Source organism: Burkholderia sp. M6-3, assembly GCF_050858985.1.
Classification (GTDB): Bacteria; Pseudomonadota; Gammaproteobacteria; order Burkholderiales; family Burkholderiaceae; genus Paraburkholderia; species Paraburkholderia caledonica.
This window is the reverse complement of sequence record NZ_CP110090.1, coordinates 2,762,843-2,785,436: the sequence shown is the minus strand read 5'-3', so window position 1 is coordinate 2,785,436 and position 22,594 is coordinate 2,762,843. Positions and strand designations below refer to the sequence as shown.

At 64.0% G+C, this 22,594-nt stretch carries 17 protein-coding genes; 12 read left to right on the top strand and 5 right to left on the bottom strand.

Annotation, left to right across the window (positions count from 1 at the left end; all coding sequences use genetic code 11):
• Positions 1–137: 137 nt before the first annotated feature.
• Positions 138–1,847, bottom strand: coding sequence for a glutamine--tRNA ligase (locus OH764_RS11895; RefSeq protein ID WP_498846939.1), 1,710 nt, complete (start codon positions 1,845–1,847; stop codon positions 138–140).
• A 499-nt stretch (positions 1,848–2,346) separates the two neighbouring features.
• On the opposite strand from OH764_RS11895, the gene ggt reads away from it, so the two are divergent.
• Both ggt and OH764_RS11885 read left to right on the top strand, forming a co-directional pair.
• Positions 2,347–4,143, top strand: coding sequence for a gamma-glutamyltransferase family protein (gene ggt, locus OH764_RS11890; protein WP_498846938.1), 1,797 nt, complete (start codon positions 2,347–2,349; stop codon positions 4,141–4,143).
• A gap of 81 nt (positions 4,144–4,224) precedes the next feature.
• Positions 4,225–4,785 carry an RBBP9/YdeN family alpha/beta hydrolase gene (locus OH764_RS11885; protein ID WP_498846937.1) on the top strand — a complete coding sequence of 187 codons (561 nt, stop codon included), beginning with the start codon at positions 4,225–4,227 and terminating at the stop codon, positions 4,783–4,785.
• A 41-nt stretch (positions 4,786–4,826) separates the two neighbouring features.
• Here the strand turns inward: OH764_RS11885 and OH764_RS11880 are convergent, their stop codons facing one another.
• Positions 4,827–6,047: a CaiB/BaiF CoA transferase family protein gene (locus OH764_RS11880; protein WP_087754209.1), complete on the bottom strand. Its 1,221-nt coding sequence runs from the start codon at positions 6,045–6,047 to the stop codon at positions 4,827–4,829.
• A 345-nt stretch (positions 6,048–6,392) separates the two neighbouring features.
• Between OH764_RS11880 and alaS the strand changes: the two genes are divergently transcribed.
• On the top strand, positions 6,393–9,017 hold the full coding sequence (gene alaS / locus OH764_RS11875; protein WP_498846936.1) for an alanine--tRNA ligase: 2,625 nt from the start codon (positions 6,393–6,395) through the stop codon (positions 9,015–9,017).
• A gap of 233 nt (positions 9,018–9,250) precedes the next feature.
• Here the strand turns inward: alaS and OH764_RS11870 are convergent, their stop codons facing one another.
• Positions 9,251–10,210, bottom strand: a complete 960-nt coding sequence (locus OH764_RS11870) for a LysR family transcriptional regulator (protein WP_498848810.1) — start codon at positions 10,208–10,210, stop codon at positions 9,251–9,253.
• Positions 10,211–10,398: 188 nt separating this feature from the next.
• Here OH764_RS11870 and OH764_RS11865 point away from each other — a divergent pair, with 188 nt between their 5' ends.
• From OH764_RS11865 to OH764_RS11825, 9 genes are all read left to right on the top strand, one after another.
• Entirely contained in the window at positions 10,399–11,973 is a 1,575-nt protein-coding gene (locus OH764_RS11865) for an MFS transporter (protein WP_498846935.1), read from the top strand.
• A 293-nt stretch (positions 11,974–12,266) separates the two neighbouring features.
• Positions 12,267–13,298: a threonine aldolase family protein gene (locus OH764_RS11860; RefSeq protein ID WP_087754206.1), complete on the top strand. Its 1,032-nt coding sequence runs from the start codon at positions 12,267–12,269 to the stop codon at positions 13,296–13,298.
• 118 nt (positions 13,299–13,416) lie between these two features.
• The gene (locus tag OH764_RS11855; RefSeq protein ID WP_408413169.1) at positions 13,417–13,947 is read left to right on the top strand and encodes an NUDIX domain-containing protein; all 531 of its coding nucleotides are present in this window, start codon (positions 13,417–13,419) and stop codon (positions 13,945–13,947) included.
• Positions 13,948–14,075: 128 nt separating this feature from the next.
• Positions 14,076–14,531, top strand: coding sequence for an acyl-CoA thioesterase (locus tag OH764_RS11850; protein ID WP_498846934.1), 456 nt, complete (start codon positions 14,076–14,078; stop codon positions 14,529–14,531).
• A gap of 4 nt (positions 14,532–14,535) precedes the next feature.
• Positions 14,536–15,474, top strand: coding sequence for a branched-chain amino acid ABC transporter permease (locus OH764_RS11845; protein WP_498846933.1), 939 nt, complete (start codon positions 14,536–14,538; stop codon positions 15,472–15,474).
• A complete protein-coding gene (locus OH764_RS11840) occupies positions 15,467–16,783 on the top strand; it encodes a branched-chain amino acid ABC transporter permease (RefSeq protein ID WP_498846932.1) in 1,317 nt (438 codons plus the stop codon). Before OH764_RS11845 ends, OH764_RS11840 begins: the two co-directional genes overlap by 8 nt.
• Positions 16,780–17,532 (top strand): ABC transporter ATP-binding protein, encoded by a 753-nt coding sequence (locus OH764_RS11835; protein WP_498846931.1) that lies wholly within the window; start codon positions 16,780–16,782, stop codon positions 17,530–17,532. The genes OH764_RS11840 and OH764_RS11835 overlap by 4 nt, the downstream gene beginning before the upstream one ends.
• Positions 17,529–18,242 carry an ABC transporter ATP-binding protein gene (locus tag OH764_RS11830; protein ID WP_498846930.1) on the top strand — a complete coding sequence of 238 codons (714 nt, stop codon included), beginning with the start codon at positions 17,529–17,531 and terminating at the stop codon, positions 18,240–18,242. Before OH764_RS11835 ends, OH764_RS11830 begins: the two co-directional genes overlap by 4 nt.
• A gap of 298 nt (positions 18,243–18,540) precedes the next feature.
• Positions 18,541–20,748 (top strand): hypothetical protein, encoded by a 2,208-nt coding sequence (locus OH764_RS11825; protein ID WP_498846929.1) that lies wholly within the window; start codon positions 18,541–18,543, stop codon positions 20,746–20,748.
• Between the two features lie 98 nt (positions 20,749–20,846).
• On the opposite strand, the gene iolB is transcribed toward OH764_RS11825, so the two are convergent.
• Positions 20,847–21,647, bottom strand: coding sequence for a 5-deoxy-glucuronate isomerase (iolB, locus tag OH764_RS11820; RefSeq protein ID WP_498846928.1), 801 nt, complete (start codon positions 21,645–21,647; stop codon positions 20,847–20,849).
• A complete protein-coding gene (gene iolE / locus OH764_RS11815) occupies positions 21,644–22,594 on the bottom strand; it encodes a myo-inosose-2 dehydratase (protein WP_498846927.1) in 951 nt (316 codons plus the stop codon). The genes iolB and iolE overlap by 4 nt, the downstream gene beginning before the upstream one ends.

Sequence of the window (22,594 nt, the reverse complement as noted above, 5' to 3'; positions counted from 1 at the left end):
ATTCCCGACGCGAGATGGCACGCGCAAAGAAAAAGGCGTGCATCCGATGAAACGGATGCACGCCTTGGTCGATCACTGGTGCGCGGCTAACGCCCTCTGGAGCGGCGACGCGTGCCGTTAGCCGTTGTCTTCGCCGCTTACGCCGGCTTGCCCCAACTGTCGCGCAAGCTCACGATGCGGTTGAACACCGGCTTGCCCGGCTGCGAGTCCACGCGGTCCGCGACGAAGTAACCGTGACGCTCGAACTGATAGCGCTGTTCGGGCAACGTGCCGTGCGCGCCAGGTTCGAGGTACGCGTTGACCACGCGCTTCGAGTCGGGATTCAGCGCTTCGAGGAAATCCCGGCCGCCTGCGTCCGGTTGCGGTTCCTTGAAGAGGCGGTCGTAGATTCGCACTTCGGCCGGGCACGCGGCTGCCGCGCTGACCCAGTGAATGTTGCCCTTGACCTTGTAGTTGTTCGCGCCTTCGGTGCCCGACCGGCTGTCCGGGAAGTAGTTGCAATGCACCGCGACGATGTTGCCGTTCTCGTCCTTCTCGGCACCCGTGCATTCGATTACGTAGCCGTAGCGCAAGCGCACCTTGTTGCCGGGGAAGAGGCGGAAATAGCCCTTCGGCGGCGTTTCGGTGAAGTCGTCGCGCTCGATCCACAGCTCGCGCGAAATCGGAAACTCGCGCATGCCCTGTTCCGGATGATGCGGATGCACCGGCGCACTGCACGGCTCGCTGAGGCCCTCAGGGAAGTTGTCGATGATCAGCTTCAGCGGGTCGAGTACGGCGGCGATGCGCGGCGCCTTTTCGTCGAGATCGTCGCGCAGCGCGCCTTCGAACACGCTCATGTCGATCCAGGAATCGACCTTCGTCACGCCGATACGCTCGCAGAACAACTGGATCGACTCAGGGGTGAAGCCGCGACGGCGCACGCCGACGATGGTCGGCATGCGCGGATCGTCCCAACCGTCCACGTGGCCTTCGTTCACGAGTTGCAGCAGCTTGCGCTTGCTGGTGATCGCGTACGTCAGATTCAGACGCGAGAATTCGATTTGCTGAGGCAGCGGGCGCGTGAAAATACCCGCTTCGGCCAGCTCGTTCAGAATCCAGTCGTAGAGCGGACGGTGGTCTTCGAATTCGAGCGTGCACAGCGAATGCGTGATGTTTTCCAGCGCGTCCGAAATGCAATGCGTGTAGTCGTACATCGGATACACGCACCACTTGTCGCCTGTGCGGTAGTGATGCGCGAAGCGGATCCGGTAAAGCACCGGATCGCGCATGTTGAAGTTCGGCGACGACATGTCGATCTTCGCGCGCAGCACGTGCTCGCCTTCCTTGAACTCGCCCGCCTTCATGCGGCGGAACAGGTTCAGGTTTTCCTCCACCGAACGCTCCCGGAAGGGCGACGGCGTGCCGACCTCGGTAGCCGAGCCGCGGTTCGCGCGCATTTCCTCGGCGGACTGGCTGTCGACATACGCCTTGCCGCGCTGAATGAGCAATTCGGCGAATTCGTACAGCTTGTCGTAGTAGTCGCTCGCGTAGTAGAGGTGTTCCTTGCCGTCTTTCTGCCACTCGAAGCCGAGCCAGCGCACGGCGTCGATGATCGAATCGACGTATTCGACGCTTTCCTTCTCCGGATTGGTGTCGTCAAAGCGCAGATGGCATACGCCGCCATAGCTACGCGCCACGCCGAAGTTCAGGCAGATACTCTTGGCGTGACCGATGTGCAGATAGCCGTTCGGCTCGGGCGGAAAGCGCGTTTCGACGCGCTGGCCCCACTTGCCGGTACGGTTGTCGTCGTCAATGATGTTGCGGATGAAATTGGATGCCGCTGGCGCGTCGTTGCGTTCGGTATTCATGCGAGATGGTGAAAGTCTGTCGGGGGCGCGCAATACGCCCACTTATCCGACAATTCTACCTGACGAGGCACGATGCGGCAGGCGAGTGCGGCGCGCAGCCGACGTTCGAGCGGCTTTCATGGCGCGCCGCGCCGCGAGCCATGTGAGGTCTTGCCCGGCGGTTCGGGCGCAGTTCGATGCGCAGACCGGCTGTAACAGGAGGTAAATCGTTTTGTTCAGCGCCTGACAGCGACTTAGCATGCCGGTCGGCGCGGGTCTGGGCGGACGCAGGAAACGCGCGTTGCCCGTCAGGCCGGTGCCGTGTGCCGCCTCGGGCCGCCCGAGGGGCCACGTCATGGGCCGCCTTAGCGCCCGCCGATCATTCAAGAACGGTGCCGCTAGCGCCGTGGCGACGCTTCCGCCTCGCGCTGCGCTCACGCAAGCCGCACGTTCCGTCTCGCCTTGCTCGACCTTTTTCTGTTCGTGCAACATGGCGCACTTAGTTGCCGGAGTTCCTCGGATGCCAATCTTGACGCACGACGCGCCTCGCGCGCCCTTTGCCTTCACTTCGTTCGCGCGACTGATCTCGGCCGCCACGTTATCGGCCACGTTCGCTGCGTGCATCGTCGCGCCCGCCGCGGTGTTCGCCAAAACGCCGCAGCCTAAAGCCGTGTTCGATGCGTCCGCGGTAGCCGCGCCGGATCGCTACAGCGCCGACGCCGCGCAGCAAATCTTCGCCGCGGGGGGCAACGCAGTGGACGCCGCCGTGGCGATCGCCTTCACGCTGGCCGTCACGCGCCCGGATGCGGGGAACCTCGGCGGCGGTGGGTTCATGACGCTGTTCGTCGACGGCAAGCCGTATTTTCTCGACTACCGCGAGCGCGCGCCGCAGCAGGCGACGCGCGACATGTATCTCGACGACAAAGGCAACGTCGTGCCGGGCATGAGCTCCATCGGGCATCGCGCGGTGGCTGTGCCGGGCAGCGTCGACGGTATGTGGCAGGCTCAGCAGCGTTTTGGAAAGCTGAAGTGGAAGCAGGTACTCGCGCCCGCCATCCGCTACGCCACTGAAGGCTTCCAGGTCGATCCCCGGCTCCAGCAGCAGCGTGACGCGGCGGCGAAGCATTTTGCCGGCAAGACGAACTTCGACGCCTATTTCTCGGGCATGAAAGCAGGCGCCACTTATCGGCAGCCGGAACTGGCGCAAACGCTCTCACGGATTGCGAGCGACGGCGGCCGTGAGTTCTACGAAGGGCGCACCGCCGATCTGCTCGCGCAGCAGATGTACGGGCATGGTTTCGTCGCGAAAGGTGACCTGCTGCAATACAAGGCCGTGTGGCGTCAGCCGCTCACTGCAAACTGGAACGGCTATCAGGTGCTGACGGCGCCGCCGCCGAGTTCGGGCGGCGTGGGGCTCATCCAGATGCTGAAAATGAAGGCCGATCTGAAGCCGGCTTTCGACGGGCTCGAAGTGAACTCTGCGCCGTATATCCATCTGGTCGCGCAGATCGAAGACCGCGTGTTCGCCGACCGCCAGCAGTACCTGGGCGACCCGGATTCGTACAAGCTGCCGGTCGATAAACTGCTCGACGACGCCTACCTTAGCCAACGCGCGTCCGAAGTCAGTGCGGACGAAGCGCCAGGCGCGACGCCGGTCAAACCCGGCTTAGGCGACGCGGTACCCGAAAAAGCGCAGACCACGCATTTCTCGGTCGTGGACAAGTGGGGCAACGCGGTGTCGAACACCACGACGCTCGACGGCGAATTCGGCTCAGGTGTAGTGGTCGACGGCGCGGGTTTCCTGCTCAATGACGCGATGGACGACTTCGTGACGAAGGCCGGCGCCGCGGGGCAGTCTGGCTCGACCGCGACGGCTGTGACGGGTGCCACGGCTGCCACGGCTGCCACGGCTGCGGAACTCAATACGGTGCTGGCCGGCCGCCGCCCGCTTTCGTCGATGACGCCAACCATCCTGCTGAAGGACAACAAGGTGTCGCTCGTGATCGGGACGCCCGGAGGATCGCGCATTCTCACGTCGATCTTTCAGGTCATGACCGATCTCTATGACTTCAATATGCCGCCGGGCGATGCGCTCGCTGCGATGCGCTTTCATCATCAGTTACTGCCGCCCAAGACGATTTACTTCGAGCCGTTTCATCCCATTACGGGCGAACTCGCCACCGCGCTGCAGGACCTGGGCTACACGCTGGAAGCGCAGTCGTTCAACGGCGACGTGCAGATGATCCGCATCGACGGTACGACGCCAGAGCCAGCCGCCGATCCACGTGGCATGGGAATAGGACGTGTGATACGTTGAGCGCTCGACGGGTTGCAACTGGCCACTGCTGATAGCGGTCGGCCGCGATTGCACGCTAAAACAAAATCTACGGGGAACACAATGAACGCACGACAGCCGGGCGTACTCGTATTGCCGGGTTACCAGAACTCCGGCACAGGGCATTGGCAAACACGCTGGGAGGCTCTCGATCCCGCATTCGCGAGGGTGCAGATGCCTGACTGGGATTATCCCGTGCGCGATGCCTGGTGCCGCGCGCTGGACTCAGCGGTGGCTGCCGCTGATGGTCCGGTCGTCTTCGCTGCCCACAGCCTCGGTTGCCTGACGGCCGCGTTCTGGGCGTCGCAGTACGCGAGCGTCGCGCAACTTGGCAAAGTTGCGGGCGCGTTGCTGGTCGCCATTCCCGATCCCGCTGGAGCGAACTTCCCGCAGGACGCGAGCGGATTCGCGCCCGTGCCGACTGAGCGCTTGCCGTTTGCGAGCATCGTGGTTGCGAGCAGCGACGATCCATACGGCGGCGTGCCTTTCTCACAAGCCTGCGCAAGCGCGTGGGGCAGCCGCTGGATCGACGTGGGCCCGCGCGGACATATCAATGCGGACAGCGGGCTCGGCGATTGGGACGAGGCGCGCGGCTGGCTCGCTGCGCTGCGCGCTTCGGCTTGAGCGCGGGACGAGAGGCAGCCCGGGCGGAAGCGGGCATTTTCTCAAATAACGGATTGCCCGCGTAACGCCGCGATCCGTTCGTCGCCGTAACCGAGCACGTCGCGCAGAACGCTTTCCGTATGCTCTCCGAGCGTCGGCGGATGCGTGAGCGCTTGTGGCGGGGTGCCCGTCATATTGATCGGATTGCGCACCAGCTTGACGGTGCCGCCCGACGGATGCGGCAGATCGACCTGCATGCCGCGCGCCACCACCTGCTCGTTTTCGAACACTTCTGCGAGATCGTTGATCGGACCGCACGGCACGCCGGCTGCTTCGAGCGCCGCTATCCAGTCCTGCTTGCCCTTTAAGCGGACCATTTCTGCGAGGATCGGCACGAGCACCTCGCGGTGTCGCACGCGCGCGGGATTGGTCGCGAAACGCTCGTCTTCGGCAAGTTCCGGGCGTTGGCCCACCTCGACGAACTTGCGGAACTGGCCGTCGTTGCCGACCGCGACGATGATCCAGCCGTCGCTCGTCTGGAACGTCTGGTACGGCACGATGTTTGGATGCGCGTTGCCCCAGCGGACTGGCGGCTGGCCGCTCGCGAGGTAGTTCGAATTCATGTTGGCGAGCATGGCGACCTGCACGTCGAGCAATGCCATGTCGATATATTGGCCTTCCCCGGTGCGGTCGCGGTGCGTGAGAGCCGTGAGCACGGCGATGGTCGAATACATGCCGGTCATGAGATCGGCAATCGCTACGCCGGCCTTTTGCGGGCCGCCGCCAGGCTGGCCGTCGCGCTCGCCGGTGATACTCATGAATCCGCCGATCCCCTGTACGATGAAGTCGTAGCCCGCGCGCTGCGCATACGGTCCCGTCTGCCCGAATCCCGTCACGGAGCAGTAGATCAGATCCGGCTTGACTTCTTTCAGCGACGCGTAATCGAGGCCGTATTTCTTCAGTTGCCCGACCTTGTAGTTCTCCAGCACCACGTCGCTTTGCGCGGCCAGTTCGCGAATGATCCGCTGACCTTCTGGCGACGCGATGTCGATGGTCACCGAGCGCTTGTTGCGGTTCGCGGCGAGATAGTAAGCCGCCTCGCGCGTGTCCGTGCCCTCGGGCGTCTTGAGGTACGGAGGACCCCAGTGGCGCGTGTCGTCACCCACGTCGGGGCGTTCGATCTTGATCACGTCTGCGCCGAAATCGGCAAGCGTCTGCGCGCACCAGGGGCCGGCGAGCACGCGGGTAAGATCCAGCACGCGGATATGACTGAGAGCGCCCATGTTTGTCGATGTCTCCAATGTAAGCGGCCGGCGCGCAAAGCACCGTGTATGTGGGCAATCTTAAGCGATTCGCGCCCGCCGGCGCAGTCGGCCAAACGTCATAAGACGAATGACGCGCAATTCTCGCAAGCGCTGCAAGAGCCACGCGATGACCCGTACGCGGCTTGACGCATCCTGTGTCTCACACTACCCGGTGCGACCTGGCCGAACGGCTAACCACGCGGCAGCGCGCCGCGCGAGGCCGCCGATCCCGTATAATCAGTCGTTTAAGAAACAAACAGTTGGCGCATCTTCCGATGCCGCCGGTAAAAGTCTGGAAACAGTCAGGACCGTCCCCCGCACGCTATGAAAGCCGCCGAAATCCGCGAGAAATTCCTCAAGTTCTTCGAATCGAAGGGCCATACGATCGTTCGCTCGTCGAGCCTTGTGCCCGGCAACGACCCGACGCTGCTCTTCACCAATTCGGGAATGGTGCAGTTCAAAGATGTGTTCCTCGGCGCGGAGTCGCGTCCGTATTCGCGCGCCACTACCGCGCAGCGCAGCGTGCGCGCGGGCGGCAAGCACAACGATCTGGAAAACGTCGGCTATACCGCGCGCCACCATACGTTCTTCGAAATGCTGGGCAACTTCTCGTTCGGCGACTATTTCAAGCGTGACGCAATCCACTACGCGTGGGAACTGCTGACGGGCGTGTACCAGCTGCCGAAAGACAAGCTGTGGGTCACCGTCTATCACGAAGACGACGAAGCGCACGACATCTGGGCGAAAGAAGTTGGCGTGCCTGTAGAGCGCATCATCCGCATCGGCGACAACAAGGGCGCGCGTTACGCGTCGGACAACTTCTGGCAAATGGCAGACACCGGCCCGTGCGGCCCGTGTTCGGAAATTTTCTACGACCACGGCCCGGACGTGTGGGGCGGCCCGCCGGGATCGCCGGAAGAAGACGGCGACCGCTACATCGAGATCTGGAATCTCGTGTTCATGCAATTCAACCGCGACGCGCAAGGCAACATGACGCCGTTGCCCAAGCAGTGCGTCGACACAGGCATGGGTCTCGAGCGTATCGCCGCGGTGTTGCAGCACGTGCACAGCAACTATGAGATCGACCTGTTCCAGGCGCTCATCCAGGCTGCCGCGCGCGAAACCGGCGTGAGCGATCTCACGAACAACTCGCTGAAGGTGATCGCCGATCATATTCGCGCGTGCTCGTTCCTCATCGTCGACGGCGTGATTCCCGGCAATGAAGGTCGCGGCTACGTGCTGCGCCGTATCGTGCGTCGCGCTATCCGTCATGGCTACAAGCTCGGCAAGAAGGGCTCGTTCTTCCATCGCATGGTGGCCGATCTCGTCGCGCAAATGGGCGGCGCATATCCGGAACTGAAGGACGCACAACAGCGCGTGACCGACGTGCTGCGTCAGGAAGAAGAACGCTTCTTCGAGACGATCGAGCACGGCATGTCGATTCTCGAAAACGCGCTGGCCGACCTCGAAAAGAAGGGCGGCAAGACACTCGACGGCGAGCTTGCGTTCAAGCTGCACGATACGTATGGCTTTCCGCTCGACCTGACCGCCGACGTATGTCGCGAGCGCGAAGTGACAGTAGACGAAGCAGCGTTCGACGAAGCCATGGCGCGTCAGCGCGAACAGGCTCGCGCAGCGGGCAAGTTCAAGATGGCGCAAGGGCTCGAATACTCGGGCGCGAAAACCACGTTCCACGGCTACGAGGAAATAATCTTCGACGACGCGAAGGTGACCGCGCTTTATGTTGATGGTGCTTCGGTGCAGGAAGTCACGCACGGGCAGCAGGCCGTTGTGGTGCTGGACCATACGCCGTTCTACGCAGAGTCGGGCGGCCAGGTTGGCGATCAGGGCCTGCTCGCCAACGCGAGCGTGCGCTTTGCGGTATCCGACACGCTGAAAGTGCAGGCCGATGTGGTCGGTCATCACGGTACGCTCGAACAGGGCACGCTGAAGGTGGGCGACGTCGTCAAGGCTGAAATCGACGCGGTGCGCCGCGCACGCACGGCCCGCAACCACTCGGCCACGCACCTTATGCACAAGGCGTTGCGCGAAGTGCTCGGCTCGCACGTGCAGCAGAAAGGCTCGCTCGTCGATCCGGACAAGACGCGTTTCGACTTCGCGCACAACGCGCCTATGACAGACGAGCAGATCCGCCGCGTCGAAGAAATCGTCAACGCCGAAGTTCTGGCGAACGCACCGGGCATCGTGCGCGTCATGCCGTTCGACGAAGCGGTGAAGGGCGGCGCCATGGCGCTGTTCGGCGAGAAATACGGCGACGAAGTGCGCGTGCTCGACCTGGGCTTCTCCCGCGAGTTGTGCGGCGGCACGCACGTGCAACGCACCGGTGACATCGGTCTTTTCAAGATCGTCATGGAAGGCGGTGTGGCGGCAGGGATTCGTCGAGTGGAAGCGATCACGGGCGACAACGCCGTGCGCTTCGTGCAGGATCTCGACGCGCGCATCAATGCCGCAGCGGCCGTGCTGAAAGCTCAACCATCCGAACTGACGCAGCGCATCACCCAGGTGCAGGACCAGGTGAAGCAGCTTGAGAAGGAACTCAGCGCGCTCAAGTCGAAGATGGCGTCGAGCCAGGGCGACGAACTCGCCGGTCAGGCGATCGAAGTGGCCGGCGTGCGGGTTCTCGCCGCCACGCTCGAAGGCGCAGATGTCAAGACGCTGCGCGAAACGGTGGACAAGCTCAAGGACAAGCTGAAGAGCGCAGCGATCGTGCTGGCTTCAGTCGAAGGCGGCAAGGTCAGCCTGATCGCCGGGGTCACAGCGGACGCGAGCAAGAAGGTTAAGGCGGGCGAGCTCGTCAACTTCGTCGCGCAGCAGGTTGGTGGCAAGGGTGGCGGCCGGCCGGATATGGCGCAGGCTGGCGGGACCGAGCCGGCAAATCTGCCCGCAGCGCTTGCTGGTGTGAAGGGGTGGGTCGAAGCACAGCTTTGATCGCGTTTCGATCCGGCCGTTATGGACTGGATCGAGCCGAACCTCGCTGAAAGGATGTGAAGTGGGTCACGCGGTGCGCCGGATCGTCGGCGTGGCGCGTGGCCCGATTTTTTTACTGCGTCGGCGTTCGGTCTGCGTTTCGGGCTTACCGTTGGGGAGCGAGACACGGCGGCGTGACGCGTCTACCTGCCAATTTCAGATACTCGCTGTGTGCCCAGCGTTGCAGCGAAAAATCAAGCGACGCCAGCGCTCATGCCAGCGTGAACGCCTGGATCAGCATCTGAACCTGCACCCGCACCCACCTCCGGCGTCACGACCCCAGCGCCCTCCTGCGCGACCAGAGTCTGCTTAAGCGCGTTGAGGGCCGATGAAAAATGCCCACGTCGCCAGACGAGCAATGTCTCGATCACACCGATGTCGGGCAAGTCATGCACAGCGATGTTGCTCGCGTCCGCTTGCAGTCCCAGCACCGAGCGGGGCGCAACCGCCACCCCGGCGCCAGCGGCCACGCAAGCCACGATCGCATGATACGAGCCGAGTTCCAGCACCCGCGCCGGCCTCACGCCGTGCTCCAGATACCATTTCTCGATGTAAGCCCGGTAGGCGCAGCCGCGCTCGAACGCAACGAGCGTCGATAGCGCGATGTCGCGCACTCCGCGAATGGGCCGATGGCCGCGCGGCGTCAGCATCACCAGTTCCTCCCTGAACACGGGCACAGTCTCGAACAAGTCGCCGAGCGCCGCCGCGTCCAGTGGCGTTGCCACGAGAGCGGCGTCCACTTCGAATTCGCGCACGCGTTCGATCAGCTTGCCGGTCGTACCGGTTTCCAGTTCCAGGGCGACGTCGGGCCATTGCTGGTGATAGCGGGCGAGCAACCCGGGAAGACGGGTTGCCGCGACACTTTCCATGGTGCCCAGACGCAGCCGGCCGCTCGGACGGTCGGCGCGCACCGCGTGGCGTGCCTCGTCGGCAAGAGCAAGCAGCCGCTCGGCGTACGGCAGGAGCGTCTCGCCGGCGGGCGTCAGCACGAGGCGCCGCCCGTCCCGGATAAAGAGGTCCGCTCCGAGTTGCTCCTCAAGCTGTTTGATGCGCGTGGTGACATTCGATTGCACGCGATTGAGCTTCGCGGCGGCTCGGGTCACGCCGTTTTCACGCACGACCGCCCGAAAAATCGTCAACGCTGCCAGGTCCACGATTCTCTCCTCGCGATGGATGGTATCCAAATTATTCATTTTCCATGATCGAATCGTCAAGCTAATATGGATACAGCTTCGGCTCAGCGCCGCCCCATGCTGGGCCGCTAGTGCCGGCCGCGCCGCAGCTCACGCGAGTTGCCGCGCGGCTTCCTGCATGCCGAGCGCTTTTCCTTCAACGGCTATCCATGAACGATTCTGCTTCCCAAGCCCAATTCATGTCCGCGGAACCCCATGCCGCCCGGCGCGCAGCGCTTGCCTGTATGGTGACGCTGGCCGTCGCGCTCGGAGTCGGGCGGTTTGCGTTCACGCCGCTGTTGCCACTGATGCTGCACGGCGGCGGCGTGTTCGGTCAGCCGCCGATCGACATCCAGCACGGCGGCTGGCTGGCGTCGTTCAATTACGCGGGCTACTTCATCGGCGCGTTGACCTGCGCGGCGTTGCGGGTCGAGCCCGCCCGGATGGTGCGCTCGGGCCTCATGCTGACCGTTCTGTTGACACTGGCAATGGGCGTCACGAGCCAGTTCTGGGTGTGGGCTGCGGTGCGGTTCATCGCCGGAGCGGTGAGCGCCTGGACTTTCGTGTTCGCGTCGCAATGGGGTCTGCGGCGGCTCGCGGAACTCGGTCAGCCTGCATGGAGCGGCGTGATTTACACGGGACCGGGCGTGGGCATCGTCGGAACCGGCTTGCTGGTCAGCGCGGCGGGCGGTTATGGCGCGACGGTGGGTTGGATCGGCTTCGGCTTGATTTCGGCAGTTCTGACGGTGGTGGTCTGGTCCGCGTTCGGCGCGCCGGCCGGTGCGGGTTCCAGTGCCGGGAGGGTGCATCGCCGCTCTGCGCCTTTAGTCAATACAAGCGCGATGGGAGAAAGGCCGGCTAGCGGATCGTTCACTGGGACGGTAGGGGGCGTGGCTCAACGCACCGGCCAAGAACGCACATCCAGCTTTGGCCCCGCGACGCGGGGTCCAGCGGCGCCGGAGGGTCTAGCTGCCGCGAGCTCCGGCGGCCCCACAGTAAAGAGTTTCGCCACTGCGGCGCCTGACGCCATCGAAGCAAACGTCTCCGCCGCCGCAACCGCACATGCAACCACATCGCCCAGTCCTGCCCCGGCAACGCCCGACGCCGCCGCGCGAAGCTATGGCCACGCAACCCGCCCGACCGTGAGCGACGAGCGTCGCAGCCACCCCGCGGACGCCTTCTGGCTCGTTATCCTTTACGGTGTACCCGGCTTCGGCTACATCATTACCGCGACGTTTCTGCCAGTTATCGCGCGTCATGCGCTGCCCGGCTCGCCGTGGCCCGACCTGTTCTGGCCGATGTTCGGCGCCGCGCTGATCGTCGGTGCATTGCTGGCCGCGCGGCTGCCGCTGCATCTGGACAATCGCGTCTTGCTGGCCGGCAGTTACGTGTTGCAAGCCTGCGGTATCGCGCTCGGCATTGTCTGGCCGACGGCGGGCGGCTTCTCACTCGGAAGCATTCTGATCGGCGTGCCCTTTACTGCAATTACCTTGTTCGCGATGCGCGAGGCACGGCGTCTGCGCGGCGACGACGCGGCCGGCCTCATGGGCTATGCCACTGCCGCCTACGGCCTCGGCCAGATCATCGGACCGCTCGTGGCTGCGCCGATTGCCGCGCATACCGGCTCGTTTTCGCCGGCTCTTTGGCTCGCGGCCGGCGTCTTGTTGCTGGGGGCGGCCGGTCTCGTCGCTGTCGCGAGAATGCCTCGCGGGCGAGGGCGCATGCCGGAGTGCGGCTGCGGCTGAAGCCGCAGTTGGACACCTCGGTAAGTCTGCCGTCGGTCGCGCATCCAGGTGATGAGACAACGTGCCGTTGCGTCCTTCGTTTGCATACTCGCGCGTGCATATCGTCGCTAGCGAATATCCTCGAACAACCCCTTCCGCAACCCCACACGAAAAGCTCACGCTTGCCCCAACACTCGAAGCGCCCACGCTCAACCCCAAAACCACGTCCCCCGAAAAACAAATCCCTCCCGCTAGCACTAAAATGACGGCTTTCCGTCATCCCCGCGCGTCTGTCGCCGGCCGCGCTGCTCACCATGCAACATTTCGCGTCCGACAACTACGCCGGCATCTGTCCCGAAGCGCTCCATGCGCTGATCGCCGCCAACAACAGCGGCCACGAACCGGCCTATGGCGACGACTCCTGGACCAATCAGGTATGCGACCGTCTGCGCGAACTGTTCCAGACCGATTGCGAAGTATTCTTCGTGTTCAACGGCACGGCGGCCAATTCGCTTGCGCTTGCGTCGCTTTGCCAGTCATACCACTCGGTGATCTGCCATGAGCTCGCGCACATCGAGACCGACGAATGCGGCGGCCCCGAGTTCTTCTCTGGCGGCTCGAAGCTGCTCACGGCGCCTGGCATCGGCGGCAAGCTCACGCCTGATGCGATCGAGGCGGTCGTCACGCGCCGCGCCGACATTCATTACCCGAAGCCCAAGGTCGTCACGCTCACGCAGTCAACGGAAGTCGGCACCGTCTACACCGTCGAGGAAGTGCGCGCGATCGCTGCGATCGCCAAGCGGCGTCATCTGAAAGTGCATATGGACGGCGCGCGTTTCGCGAATGCGGTCGCCGCGCTCGACGTGCATCCGTCCGAGATCACCTGGCGCGCGGGCGTCGACGTACTGTGTTTCGGTGGCACCAAGAACGGCTTGCCCGTGGGCGAAGCGGTGGTGTTCTTCGACCGCGCGCTCGCCGCCGACTTCGCCTACCGTCTGAAGCAGGCGGGCCAGCTTGCTTCCAAGATGCGCTTCATTTCTGCGCCGTGGCTCGGCCTGCTCGATAACGACGTGTGGCTGCGCAACGCGCGTCACGCGAACGCGATGGCGCAACTGCTGCAAACGCGGTTGCAGGAAATTCCGGGCGTCAGCATCATGTTCCCGCGCGAGTCGAACGCGGTCTTCGCACAGTTGCCCGCGCAAGCCGCGAAGGCCATGCGTGCGCGCGGCTGGAAGTTCTACGAGTTCATCGGCGCGGGCGGGTGCCGGCTGATGTGCGCGTGGGACACGCAGCCCGAAACGGTCGAGCGTTTCGCGACCGAAGTCCGCGAGTTGTGCGCGGCGTAAAGTTCGTCCGCTGTGCAAACCGCGAAAGCCGGGAAGCCGGGAATCCGTGTAAGCCGCAACACCGCAACGCCGCCAGCGCGCCACGCAGGCAAAGACCGAACCTCCAAGTCACCTCACCATGACCGAATACCGATTTTGTCCTCGCTGCGCGTCGCCGTTGACGGAGCGCGCCGACGCCGAGCATGAAGGCGGGCGCATCCGCCAGACCTGTCCCGATGCCGGATGCGGCTACGTGCACTGGAACAATCCGCTGCCGGTGGTCGCGGCGATCGTCGAATACGAGGGCAAGATTCTGCTCGCGCGCAATGCTGCGTGGGCGGAGGGCGTCTTTGCGCTGATCACGGGCTTCCTCGAAAACGGCGAGACGCCGGAAGAGGGCATTGCGCGCGAGGTGCTCGAAGAGACGTCGTTGCATGCCGAGTCGGTCGAGCTGATCGGCGTGTACGAATTCATTCGCAAGAACGAACTGATCATCGCGTATCACGTGAAGGCAAACGGCACGATCTCTCTGTCGCCGGAACTGCTCGAGTACCGGCTGGTCGAGCCGGCGAAGCTGCGGCCATGGCGCGCCGGCACCGGGCAGGCGCTCGGGGAATGGATGCGGCGGCGCGGCTTGCCGTTCGAATTCGTCGACAAGCCGGGGCAATAGTCGTGAGCGGCCATGATCGCCAGTAGCTTCGGCGAGGCGGACAGCGCCGCGGCAACTGCGGCAGCGGCAGGCGTCGCCCCAAACCTACCGCACCCCGACCCCACCACTCAAGCGACCTAGCTACGCCAATGTCTAAACCCGCTGCCGCGTCACGAAGCTCGTACCCGCACTTTCTCGCCATCACCACGCGCTGGATGGACAACGACGTCTACGGTCACGTGAACAATGTCGTCTATTACAGCTACTTCGATACGGTGGTGAACGAGTATCTGATTCGCGCCGGCGTGCTCGATTTCGAGCGCGGCGAAACGATCGGACTGGTGGTCGAGACGCATTGCAACTACTTTGCGCCGCTCGTATTCCCGGAGCGCGTCGAAGCGGGCTTGCGAGTGACGCGGCTCGGCACATCGAGCGTGCGCTACGAAGTAGGACTCTTCAAGGAAGGCAGCGACGAAGCCGCCGCGCACGGCCACTTCGTGCATGTGTACGTGGATCGCGTCACCCGCCGTCCAGTGAGCCTGCCCGATGCACTGCGCGAGGCGCTCGAGCCGATCCGCGTTGCCACCGGCACAGCGGCGGATTAGGCACGTGCAGTCGTTAGCCATCAACCTGCTTAACGGGCTCAGCTTCGGACTGCTGCTCTTCATGCTGTCGGCCGGGCTGACGTTGATCTTCAGCATGCTCGGTGTGCTGAACTTCGCGCATGCGAGCTTCTACATGCTTGGCGCCTACGTCAGTTATTCGGTGGCCGCGCGGGCTGGATTCTGGAGCGCGCTCGTAATCGCGCCGCTCGTCGTCGGTTCGCTCGGTGCTGCGTTGGAGCGCTGGCTGTTGCGCCGGGTGCGAAGCCATGGCCATCTGGCGGAATTGCTGCTGACGTTCGGCGCCGCCTATGTGCTCGGCGAACTCGTGAAGCTCGGCTGGGGTTTGAGTCCGCTCGGCGCGAGTGTGCCGGCCGCGCTGGACGGTCCGCTCTTCACGCTCTACGGCGCCACATTCGCGCGTTATCGCGCGTTCATGATGTTCGTCTCTCTTGTGATGCTCGTCTCGCTGTACGCGGTGCTGCGCGTGTCGAAGGCGGGCCTGATCGTGCGGGCCGCGCTGACGCACCCGAGCGCCGTCGAAGCGCTCGGCCACAACGTGCCGCGTGTCTTCACCGGCGTTTTCGCGGCGGGCACGGCGCTCGCCGCGCTGGCCGGCGTGATCGGCGCGCCGCTTTCCGTGATCGAACCCGCTATGGCCGAGTCGCTCGGCTCGATTGTGTTCGTCGTCGTGGTGATAGGCGGGCTGGGATCGCTAGGCGGCGCGCTGGCTGCGTCGCTGCTGATCGGCTGTGTGCAGACACTGGCGGTGGCGAGCGACGTTTCGCTCGGCGACGTGCTCGCTACGTTCGACGCTTCGTTGCCGCCCGAATGGGACGGGCTGACGCTCGCGCAGCTTGCGCCGCTGATTCCATACCTGCTGCTCGTCGGCATGCTGGCGCTGCGCCCGCGCGGACTCTTCGGCCGGCGCGACGATCATGCGTGAACTGCTCAAGCCGGAGCCTGCGCAAGCGTCGCCCGTAGCCGGGACCCAGCGTTCTCACGCGATGTGGCGTCGTCTCGCACCGTGGCTCGCGCTGATTGTCCTTCTCACTGCACCGCCATTGATCTGGCGTCAAAGCTGGCTGCTCGTCTATCTCGCGCAGACCGCCACGATGATCGTCTTCGCGCTCTCGTACAACCTGTTGCTCGGAGAGACCGGACTGCTGTCGTTCGGCCATGCCGCCTATTCGGGCCTCGGGGCGCTGATTGCCGCGCAGGTTTTCAACCATATCGGCGCACCGCTCGCGCTGCTGCCGCTGGTCGGCGGCGCGGGCGCCGCGTCGTGCGGGGCGTTGCTCGGTTTTATCTCGACGCGTCGCGCCGGGACCGCGTTTGCCATGATCACGCTAGGCATCGGCGAACTCGTCGCGGCCGCGGCGTGGACCTTGCCCGACTGGTTCGGCGGCGAAGCGGGTGTTGCCATAGACCGTGCAAGTGGACCCGTGCTCGGCGCCTTTACTTTCGGCCCCGCGCGCGAGGCTTACACGCTGATCGCGCTGTGGTGCGTGCTCGCGAGCGCCGCGATGTTCGCCCTGTCACGCACGTCGTTCATGCGGCTTGCCAACGCGGTGCGCGACAACCCGGCGCGCGCCGCGGCGATCGGCTGCTATCCACGCCGCGTCCGCTATAGCGTCGTGGTCATGTCGGCGTTCTTCGCGGGCATCGCGGGCACACTTGCGCTGATCAACGTCGAACTGGTGTCGACCGATAGTGTGAGCATGGTGCGCTCGGGCTCGGTGCTGATCGCCACGGTAATTGGCGGTACGGGTGTCTTTTTCGGACCGGTCGCGGGCGCGGTCGTCCTGACGTTTTTCAGCGTGGCCGTGGCCGGCGTCACGCGGGCCTGGCTCTTTTATCTGGGCCTTTTCTTCATCGTGATCGTGGTCGCTGCGCCGGACGGACTCGCCGGTTTTATCCAGCGGCATACGTCGCGGCTCGCGCGTGACGGTTGGCGCACATGCCGCGCCGTCTACCTCTGCGGCACGGCTGCGATCCTGCTGTGGACGGTCGCCACCGTGCTCGCGGTGCAGTGGGCTTACGCCGTCCAGTTCGGTGCCGAGGAGGGCGCTGCGCTGCGCGTCGGCGATGAGTCTTCGTGGCTATCGTTCGTCACCGCGTCGCCGTTGCGGCTCGGGCTGACGATCTTCGTGCTCGGAGCACTGGGCGCCTTGGCGGCTTTGTCCGCGTCGCGCGCGCAGACCCGTCTCGCGGCCCATGCACGCACGATGCAAGACGCCGGAGGTCCGCAATGATCCCGGCGCTCGCGCTCTACGGCGTCGAGAAGCGCTTCGGCTCTACGCGCATCCTGCGCGGTGTGAGTCTCGCGATCGAACCGGGTGAGCGGCACGCGTTGATCGGCCCCAACGGCGCGGGCAAATCGACGCTCTTCAATCTGATTGCCGGAGCTGCGCGGCCGGATGCCGGGCGCATCGACCTCTTCGGTGCTCAGATCACACGCCTTGCGCCGGCGGCGATTGCGCGCCGTGGCCTCGCGCGCAGTTTCCAGAGCACGAGTGTATTTGCAAGGTTGAGCGTGTACGACAATTTGCGCTGCGCAGCGACGCTCGCCGAGCGCGATCGCATACGCTGGTGGCAGCGATTCTCTGGCGCACCGGAGGTCGATGCACGCGCGGCGCAGGTGCTCGAAGCAGTCGGCCTCGACGCGCGCGCGCATGTTCTGGCCGGCGCGCTGAGCTACGCGGAGCAGCGCGCGCTCGACCTCGGCATAGCGCTCGCCGGCGGCGCGCATACGTTGTTGCTCGACGAGCCGACTGCGGGCATGAACCGCGCGGAGGCAGCGCGTGCAATCGAACTGATCCGCGAGACCACGGCGGGACGCACGCTGCTGATGGTCGAGCACGACATGGACGCGGTGTTCGCCATCGCGGATCGCATTTCAGTGCTCGTGCAAGGGCGGATTATCGCGACCGGCACGCCTGCGGCGATTCGCGCAGACGCCGCGGTGCGCGCAGCTTATCTTGGCGAAGGATTCGACGCATGACATCCTTGCTCGAGATTCGCGGACTGAATGCCTGGTACGGGCCTAGCCAGGCGTTGCACGGCGTGAATTTGCAGATAGGCGCGGGCGAAGTGGTCGCGCTCGTCGGGCGCAACGGTTCGGGACGCTCGACGCTCGCGCGCTCGATCATGGGCCTCGTGCATGCCGAAGGCGAGTTGCGCTTCGCGGGCCACTCACTTGCCGCGTTGCGCACCTTTGAAATCGCGCGGCTCGGCATCGGCTATGTGCCCGAGCATCGCGATGTGTTTCCCACGCTGAGCGTCGGCGAAAATCTCGAACTCGGCTTAGCCCCGCGCAATCGCGGGCGCACGCCGCGCTTCAGCCTAGACGACGCCTACTCGCTTTTCCCCGTGCTGCACGAGCGACGGCGCACGCGCGCGGGCGCGCTGTCGGGCGGTGAGCAGCAGATGCTGAGCCTCGCCCGCGCGCTGCTCGGCGATCCCGATCTGTTACTGGTGGACGAGCCTGGCGAGGGCCTCGCGGGCTTCGTGATGCAGCAGGTCGCTCAATGCCTGCGCGTGCTGCGCGAGCGCGGCATGGCGATGTTGCTGATCGAACAGCGACTCGTGATCGCGCAGGACATCGCGAGCCGCGTCGCGGTGATGGGTCATGGCGAGATCGTGTTCGACGGCGAACTTCACGTGTTCCTGCAGCGTCCCGACGTCATGCTCGAATGGCTCGGTGTAGGTTGATCCCTTTGCCTGCGTGCGGTTCTCTACCTCGCGTGTGCTTTTGTCGAATGCCAATCTTTCTGCGCGGTAGAAAAGGCGGCAGCATTAGCGTTTGAATCTCCGTTCCGACTATGCCGCTTTCCCCGAGCCCGCACGGCTTTGCGTCGACTCGTCAAAGCGATTCAAACGCTTGATCGTTTGGTGAGCGTCCTCCAGAAATCTTGTCGGCAGCGCGCGTACAAATGAAGACAATCATGTGAAAGACGCGCGACGTCGACGTGAGCGTTGAAGACGCGTCACGGCTTCAGGAGGAGACATCATGAACGAGACAGGCGCGGTCGCCACGGTGCTTGCCACCGCTCTGCTGATGTGCGCTTGTGCCGACGCCAGTTCGTCGGCGAACCAGGCGGCGTCGGCGACGATGCAGGCGTCGCAAGGCAAAACGGGCTACGACTCACAGACGGCGCCCCCGCCGCGACCTGCCATCGAGAGTGCGAAGGCTAAACAGCTCGCGATCGAGCAACGCATCGCCGCGAGAGTGCCGGCGGCAAGCGGCCTCAGCACAAAGCGCAGTCGCGCGCTTACGCTGCGCGACTCGGGCATCGACGGTTCGCTGATGTTCGCGCGGGACGTCGACTTTCGCGTGACGGGCGACATCGGCTTCATGATTCACGACATGGCCGCGACGCTGGTTCCGTCGCGGCCAGGAGAGCCGATCGTATTCGACGACCCGACTAGCCTGAGCATCGACGTTCATCGCGGCGACGTGACGCTCGACAGTACAAAGCTCACCGCGATCTTCAACCGTTATCTGTTCCAGTATCGTGGTTCGCCGCTGCGCAACATGCGCGTCGTGCCGCAAGACGACGGCAGCCTGCGCATTACCGGCGAGATGCGTCGCGATACGTGGGTGCCGATCGTGTTGTCGGGGTCTCTGTCCATGCGCAGTGCCGACGAACTCGTGTTTCATGCCGATCACGTCGAAGTCGCAGGCGTGGCGGCCGACAGGTTGATGCAGGCCGCGCACGTCAGGATGGCCGATCTGTTGAAGGTCGATACGCCGATTGCGCGGCTCGACGGCGACGACGTCGTCATGCAGGTCGCGAAACTGACGCCGCCGCCCGCACTGCGCCTGACGATAACGAAGCTCGACACGAGCGCGGCGGGCGTGCGCTTCACGCTCGACGACGGCTCGGTGTCGAAGATCGACTGGCCTGCAAGCATGCCCGCGCGCGGCATGCTGATGGAAGGCGGGGACGTCAAATTCATGCGCTCGATGCCGATGAACATCGACATGGCGCTCACGCCTATCGACGCGGGCGCGCCGTTCGTGCTCGATCTGTACCACTATCGCGACCAGATGGCCGCAGGATATTTCACCTTCGACGAAGCGGGCGCGCTTGCCGTCCACCTGCCTTCGTACACGACGCTTGCGGGTGCCGCGAAAGATCCGCCATTGCAGATCGGCAGCGCGAGCGCGCGCTTCAACGATAGCTTGATTCACGCGCAGCAGGCCTCGCTTGCTCAGGCGCGGCTCGAGTGGCGACGCGTGCCGCAGGAGTTGCAAAGCGCGTCGGCGGCGCGTGCTGTTCCTGTCAGCATGCGGAGTGCGTTTTCCGGTGCCAGGGAGGGGACTCGAACCCCTACACCCGGCGACGAACGTCATTCATCCGGCCATGCGTCGTTGATACATGTCGAAAACGTCGACTTCTATGTGGCGGGTCGCATCGGCTTTCATGTGCGTTCGCTCGACGCGCAGATGATCCCGAAGACGCCCGGCGAGCCTGTCGACCTCGACGATCCGGGACAGTACGACATTCGAATCATCGGCGGGGAAGTGGTCGAGCCTTGGCCAGCCATGGCGGCGCTCTTCAACGACTACCTGCTCGATTACGAGCCGCGCTCGCTGAATGATCTGGAGTTGAAGCCGGTGGACGGCAAGCTCGAAGTGACGGGCGGCATCAAGTTGTGGAATCACTTTCCCGGTGTGTGGCTGCCCACGACGATGAGCGGCACCATCGTCGCGAGAGACGATCGGCATCTCGTGTATGAGCCTTCGTCGGTGAAAGTGCTTGGCATACCACAGGCCGGGCTGCTGCGCGCACTCGACATTCCGCTCGCTTCACTGACGCCATTTGCGCGCAAAGGCGTCGCGCTCGAAGGCAACGAACTCGTGTTCGATCAGTACACGGTGTTTCCGCCGCCTGTCTTGCAAGGGCGTCTTGCAAGCGCGACCGTGACGGACGAAGGTCTTCTGCTGAAGTTCAGGCGCGAGACCGGGATCCCGCCCGCGCGGCCGCCGGCAAACATGGTCAACGCGGCGAAAAGTTATGTGTGGATAGAAGCCGGCGACGTGAAGATGTTCAATTCGCTCGTCACGAATGCGCGAACGTTCATCAAGGACAGTTCGACCGCCGACGCGATGAAGTTCGATTTATACGGCTATCGCAGGGACGTTTCGAAGGGCACGGTGAAAATGGACACCAACGGGGGGCTCGAAGTGGATCTCGCCGCGCGAGGTAAATGACCGGGCTTTGGCATCGCGGGAGTCGGCTGTGTGGTGTTACGCGAAGTTGCCTCGCTCCTTGTGCGAGGCAACTTTGCGCGAGGCAACTTTCGCGCGGCTCAATCTTCCTTGTTGATGATCCACTCGTGCGCCGGGTCGTTGCGGAAATGCCAGACACGTTGAGCACCGGCCATGACATTCAAATAATACGAGTCATAGCCATACGGCACGACGACCGGATGATAGCCGCGCGGCACCATCACGACATCGTGGTCCTCGACGGCCATTGATTCGTCGATGTCGCGCATATCGGTGTACACGCGTTGGAACGCAAAGCCTTGTGGCGGATTCAACCGATGGTAGTACGTCTCTTCGAGCGAACTCTCGTGGGGCACGTTATCGGTGTCGTGCTTGTGCGGAGGATAGCTCGACGCGTGTCCACCAGGCGTTCTCACTTCAACCACCAGCAACGATTCCGCCGGCTCTGTTTGCGGAAGAATGTCGCATACGTATCGCGTATTGAGACCCTTCCCGCGCGTCGAGCGCTTCATTGAAGACGGCTCGATCAGACGTGCGGGCAGCTCGCCCTTCGCAGGCGCGCTCGCTACGCCGACCTCTGCATCGCGGCATGCGCGCACGGTGGCGCGCACGCCCGGCGGCAAATAGACCGCATAAGGCGCGGCATCTTCGAATACGCTGTCGCGCGAACCGAGCGAGCTCCATCGGGTGTCCGCAGTTTCAATATCCACCGTGCCCGTGAGCACGACAATGCACACTTCGCGCGACGGCTCCATCACGTGCACGACTTCACTCGTGCCAAGACGGTAAGCGGCAAAGCCGACATAGCGCCAGCACGCCGATGCGGGTGTAACTCGCGCGATCGTCTGGCCTTCGCGCTGCGCCTTCACTAATAGAGTCATGCTGCCTCCTGCGTGGTGCCATGGCTGTCGCCCCGAGTGCCGGCAGACGTCGTGTCGAGCGGGGCATCGACCAACGCACGCAATGTCTGATAGCCTTTCTGCGCATACTCGAACGACGGCGCCACGACCGGGTCCTGTTCCGCCTCCACGACGAGCCAGCCGGAATAGCCATGCCGCTTCAGGCGCGCAATGATCGACGGGAAATCGACTGCGCCGTCGCCGGGCACCGTGAAAGCGCCGGCGATCACCGCGTCGAGAAAGCTCCAATTGCGATTGCGCGCGAGTTTCATGACGGCAGGGCGCACGTCCTTGCAATGCACATGACAAACCCGGCCGATGTGTTTGTCGAGCACGGCGAGCGGATCGCCGCCTGCGAAAGTGATGTGTCCCGCGTCGAACAGCAGTCCAACCGCGTCGCTCGTGCGTGACATCAACTGATCGACGTCGGCCGGCGTTTCGACGTAAGCACCCATGTGATGATGGTACGCAAGCCGCACGCCGCGGCTTAGCGTATAGCGCGCGAATTCGTCGACGCGTGCGGCGTAGGCGGCCCACTGTGCATCGCTGAAAAAGCGCGGCCGTTGATATAAAGGTCTTGGCGCGCCCTGAATAGAATCCGCCACTTCGCCATACACCATGACCGTCGCGCCGTTTCGCGCGAGCAGTTCGAGATGTGGGCCGACCTCGGCGATTTCCTCTTCGACGCTGCGCCGCGCGAGACGTCCCGAGTACCAGCCGGACACGAGCGCGAGATCGTATTGCGCGAGCAGCGTCTTCAACGCCTGCGGTTCACGCGGAAACTTGTTGCCGAGTTCGAAGCCCTGATAACCAATCTCGCGGCCCTCGGTCAGCGCTAATTCGAGCGGCGTTTCGCCGCCGAGCGAAGGCAGATCGTCATTCATCCACGACAACGGGTTGATGCCGATGCGTACATTGAAAGCTGTCAT

Coding starts and splice junctions, on each gene's coding strand:
- OH764_RS11895 (WP_498846939.1), bottom strand. CDS start 1,847: ATGAATACCGAACGCAACGACGCGCCAGCGGCATCCAATTTCATCCGC.
- ggt (WP_498846938.1), top strand. CDS start 2,347: ATGCCAATCTTGACGCACGACGCGCCTCGCGCGCCCTTTGCCTTCACT.
- OH764_RS11885 (WP_498846937.1), top strand. CDS start 4,225: ATGAACGCACGACAGCCGGGCGTACTCGTATTGCCGGGTTACCAGAAC.
- OH764_RS11880 (WP_087754209.1), bottom strand. CDS start 6,047: ATGGGCGCTCTCAGTCATATCCGCGTGCTGGATCTTACCCGCGTGCTC.
- alaS (WP_498846936.1), top strand. CDS start 6,393: ATGAAAGCCGCCGAAATCCGCGAGAAATTCCTCAAGTTCTTCGAATCG.
- OH764_RS11865 (WP_498846935.1), top strand. CDS start 10,399: ATGAACGATTCTGCTTCCCAAGCCCAATTCATGTCCGCGGAACCCCAT.
- OH764_RS11860 (WP_087754206.1), top strand. CDS start 12,267: ATGCAACATTTCGCGTCCGACAACTACGCCGGCATCTGTCCCGAAGCG.
- OH764_RS11855 (WP_408413169.1), top strand. CDS start 13,417: ATGACCGAATACCGATTTTGTCCTCGCTGCGCGTCGCCGTTGACGGAG.
- OH764_RS11850 (WP_498846934.1), top strand. CDS start 14,076: ATGTCTAAACCCGCTGCCGCGTCACGAAGCTCGTACCCGCACTTTCTC.
- OH764_RS11840 (WP_498846932.1), top strand. CDS start 15,467: ATGCGTGAACTGCTCAAGCCGGAGCCTGCGCAAGCGTCGCCCGTAGCC.
- OH764_RS11835 (WP_498846931.1), top strand. CDS start 16,780: ATGATCCCGGCGCTCGCGCTCTACGGCGTCGAGAAGCGCTTCGGCTCT.
- OH764_RS11830 (WP_498846930.1), top strand. CDS start 17,529: ATGACATCCTTGCTCGAGATTCGCGGACTGAATGCCTGGTACGGGCCT.
- OH764_RS11825 (WP_498846929.1), top strand. CDS start 18,541: ATGAACGAGACAGGCGCGGTCGCCACGGTGCTTGCCACCGCTCTGCTG.
- iolB (WP_498846928.1), bottom strand. CDS start 21,647: ATGACTCTATTAGTGAAGGCGCAGCGCGAAGGCCAGACGATCGCGCGA.
- iolE (WP_498846927.1), bottom strand. CDS start 22,594: ATGACAGCTTTCAATGTACGCATCGGCATCAACCCGTTGTCGTGGATG.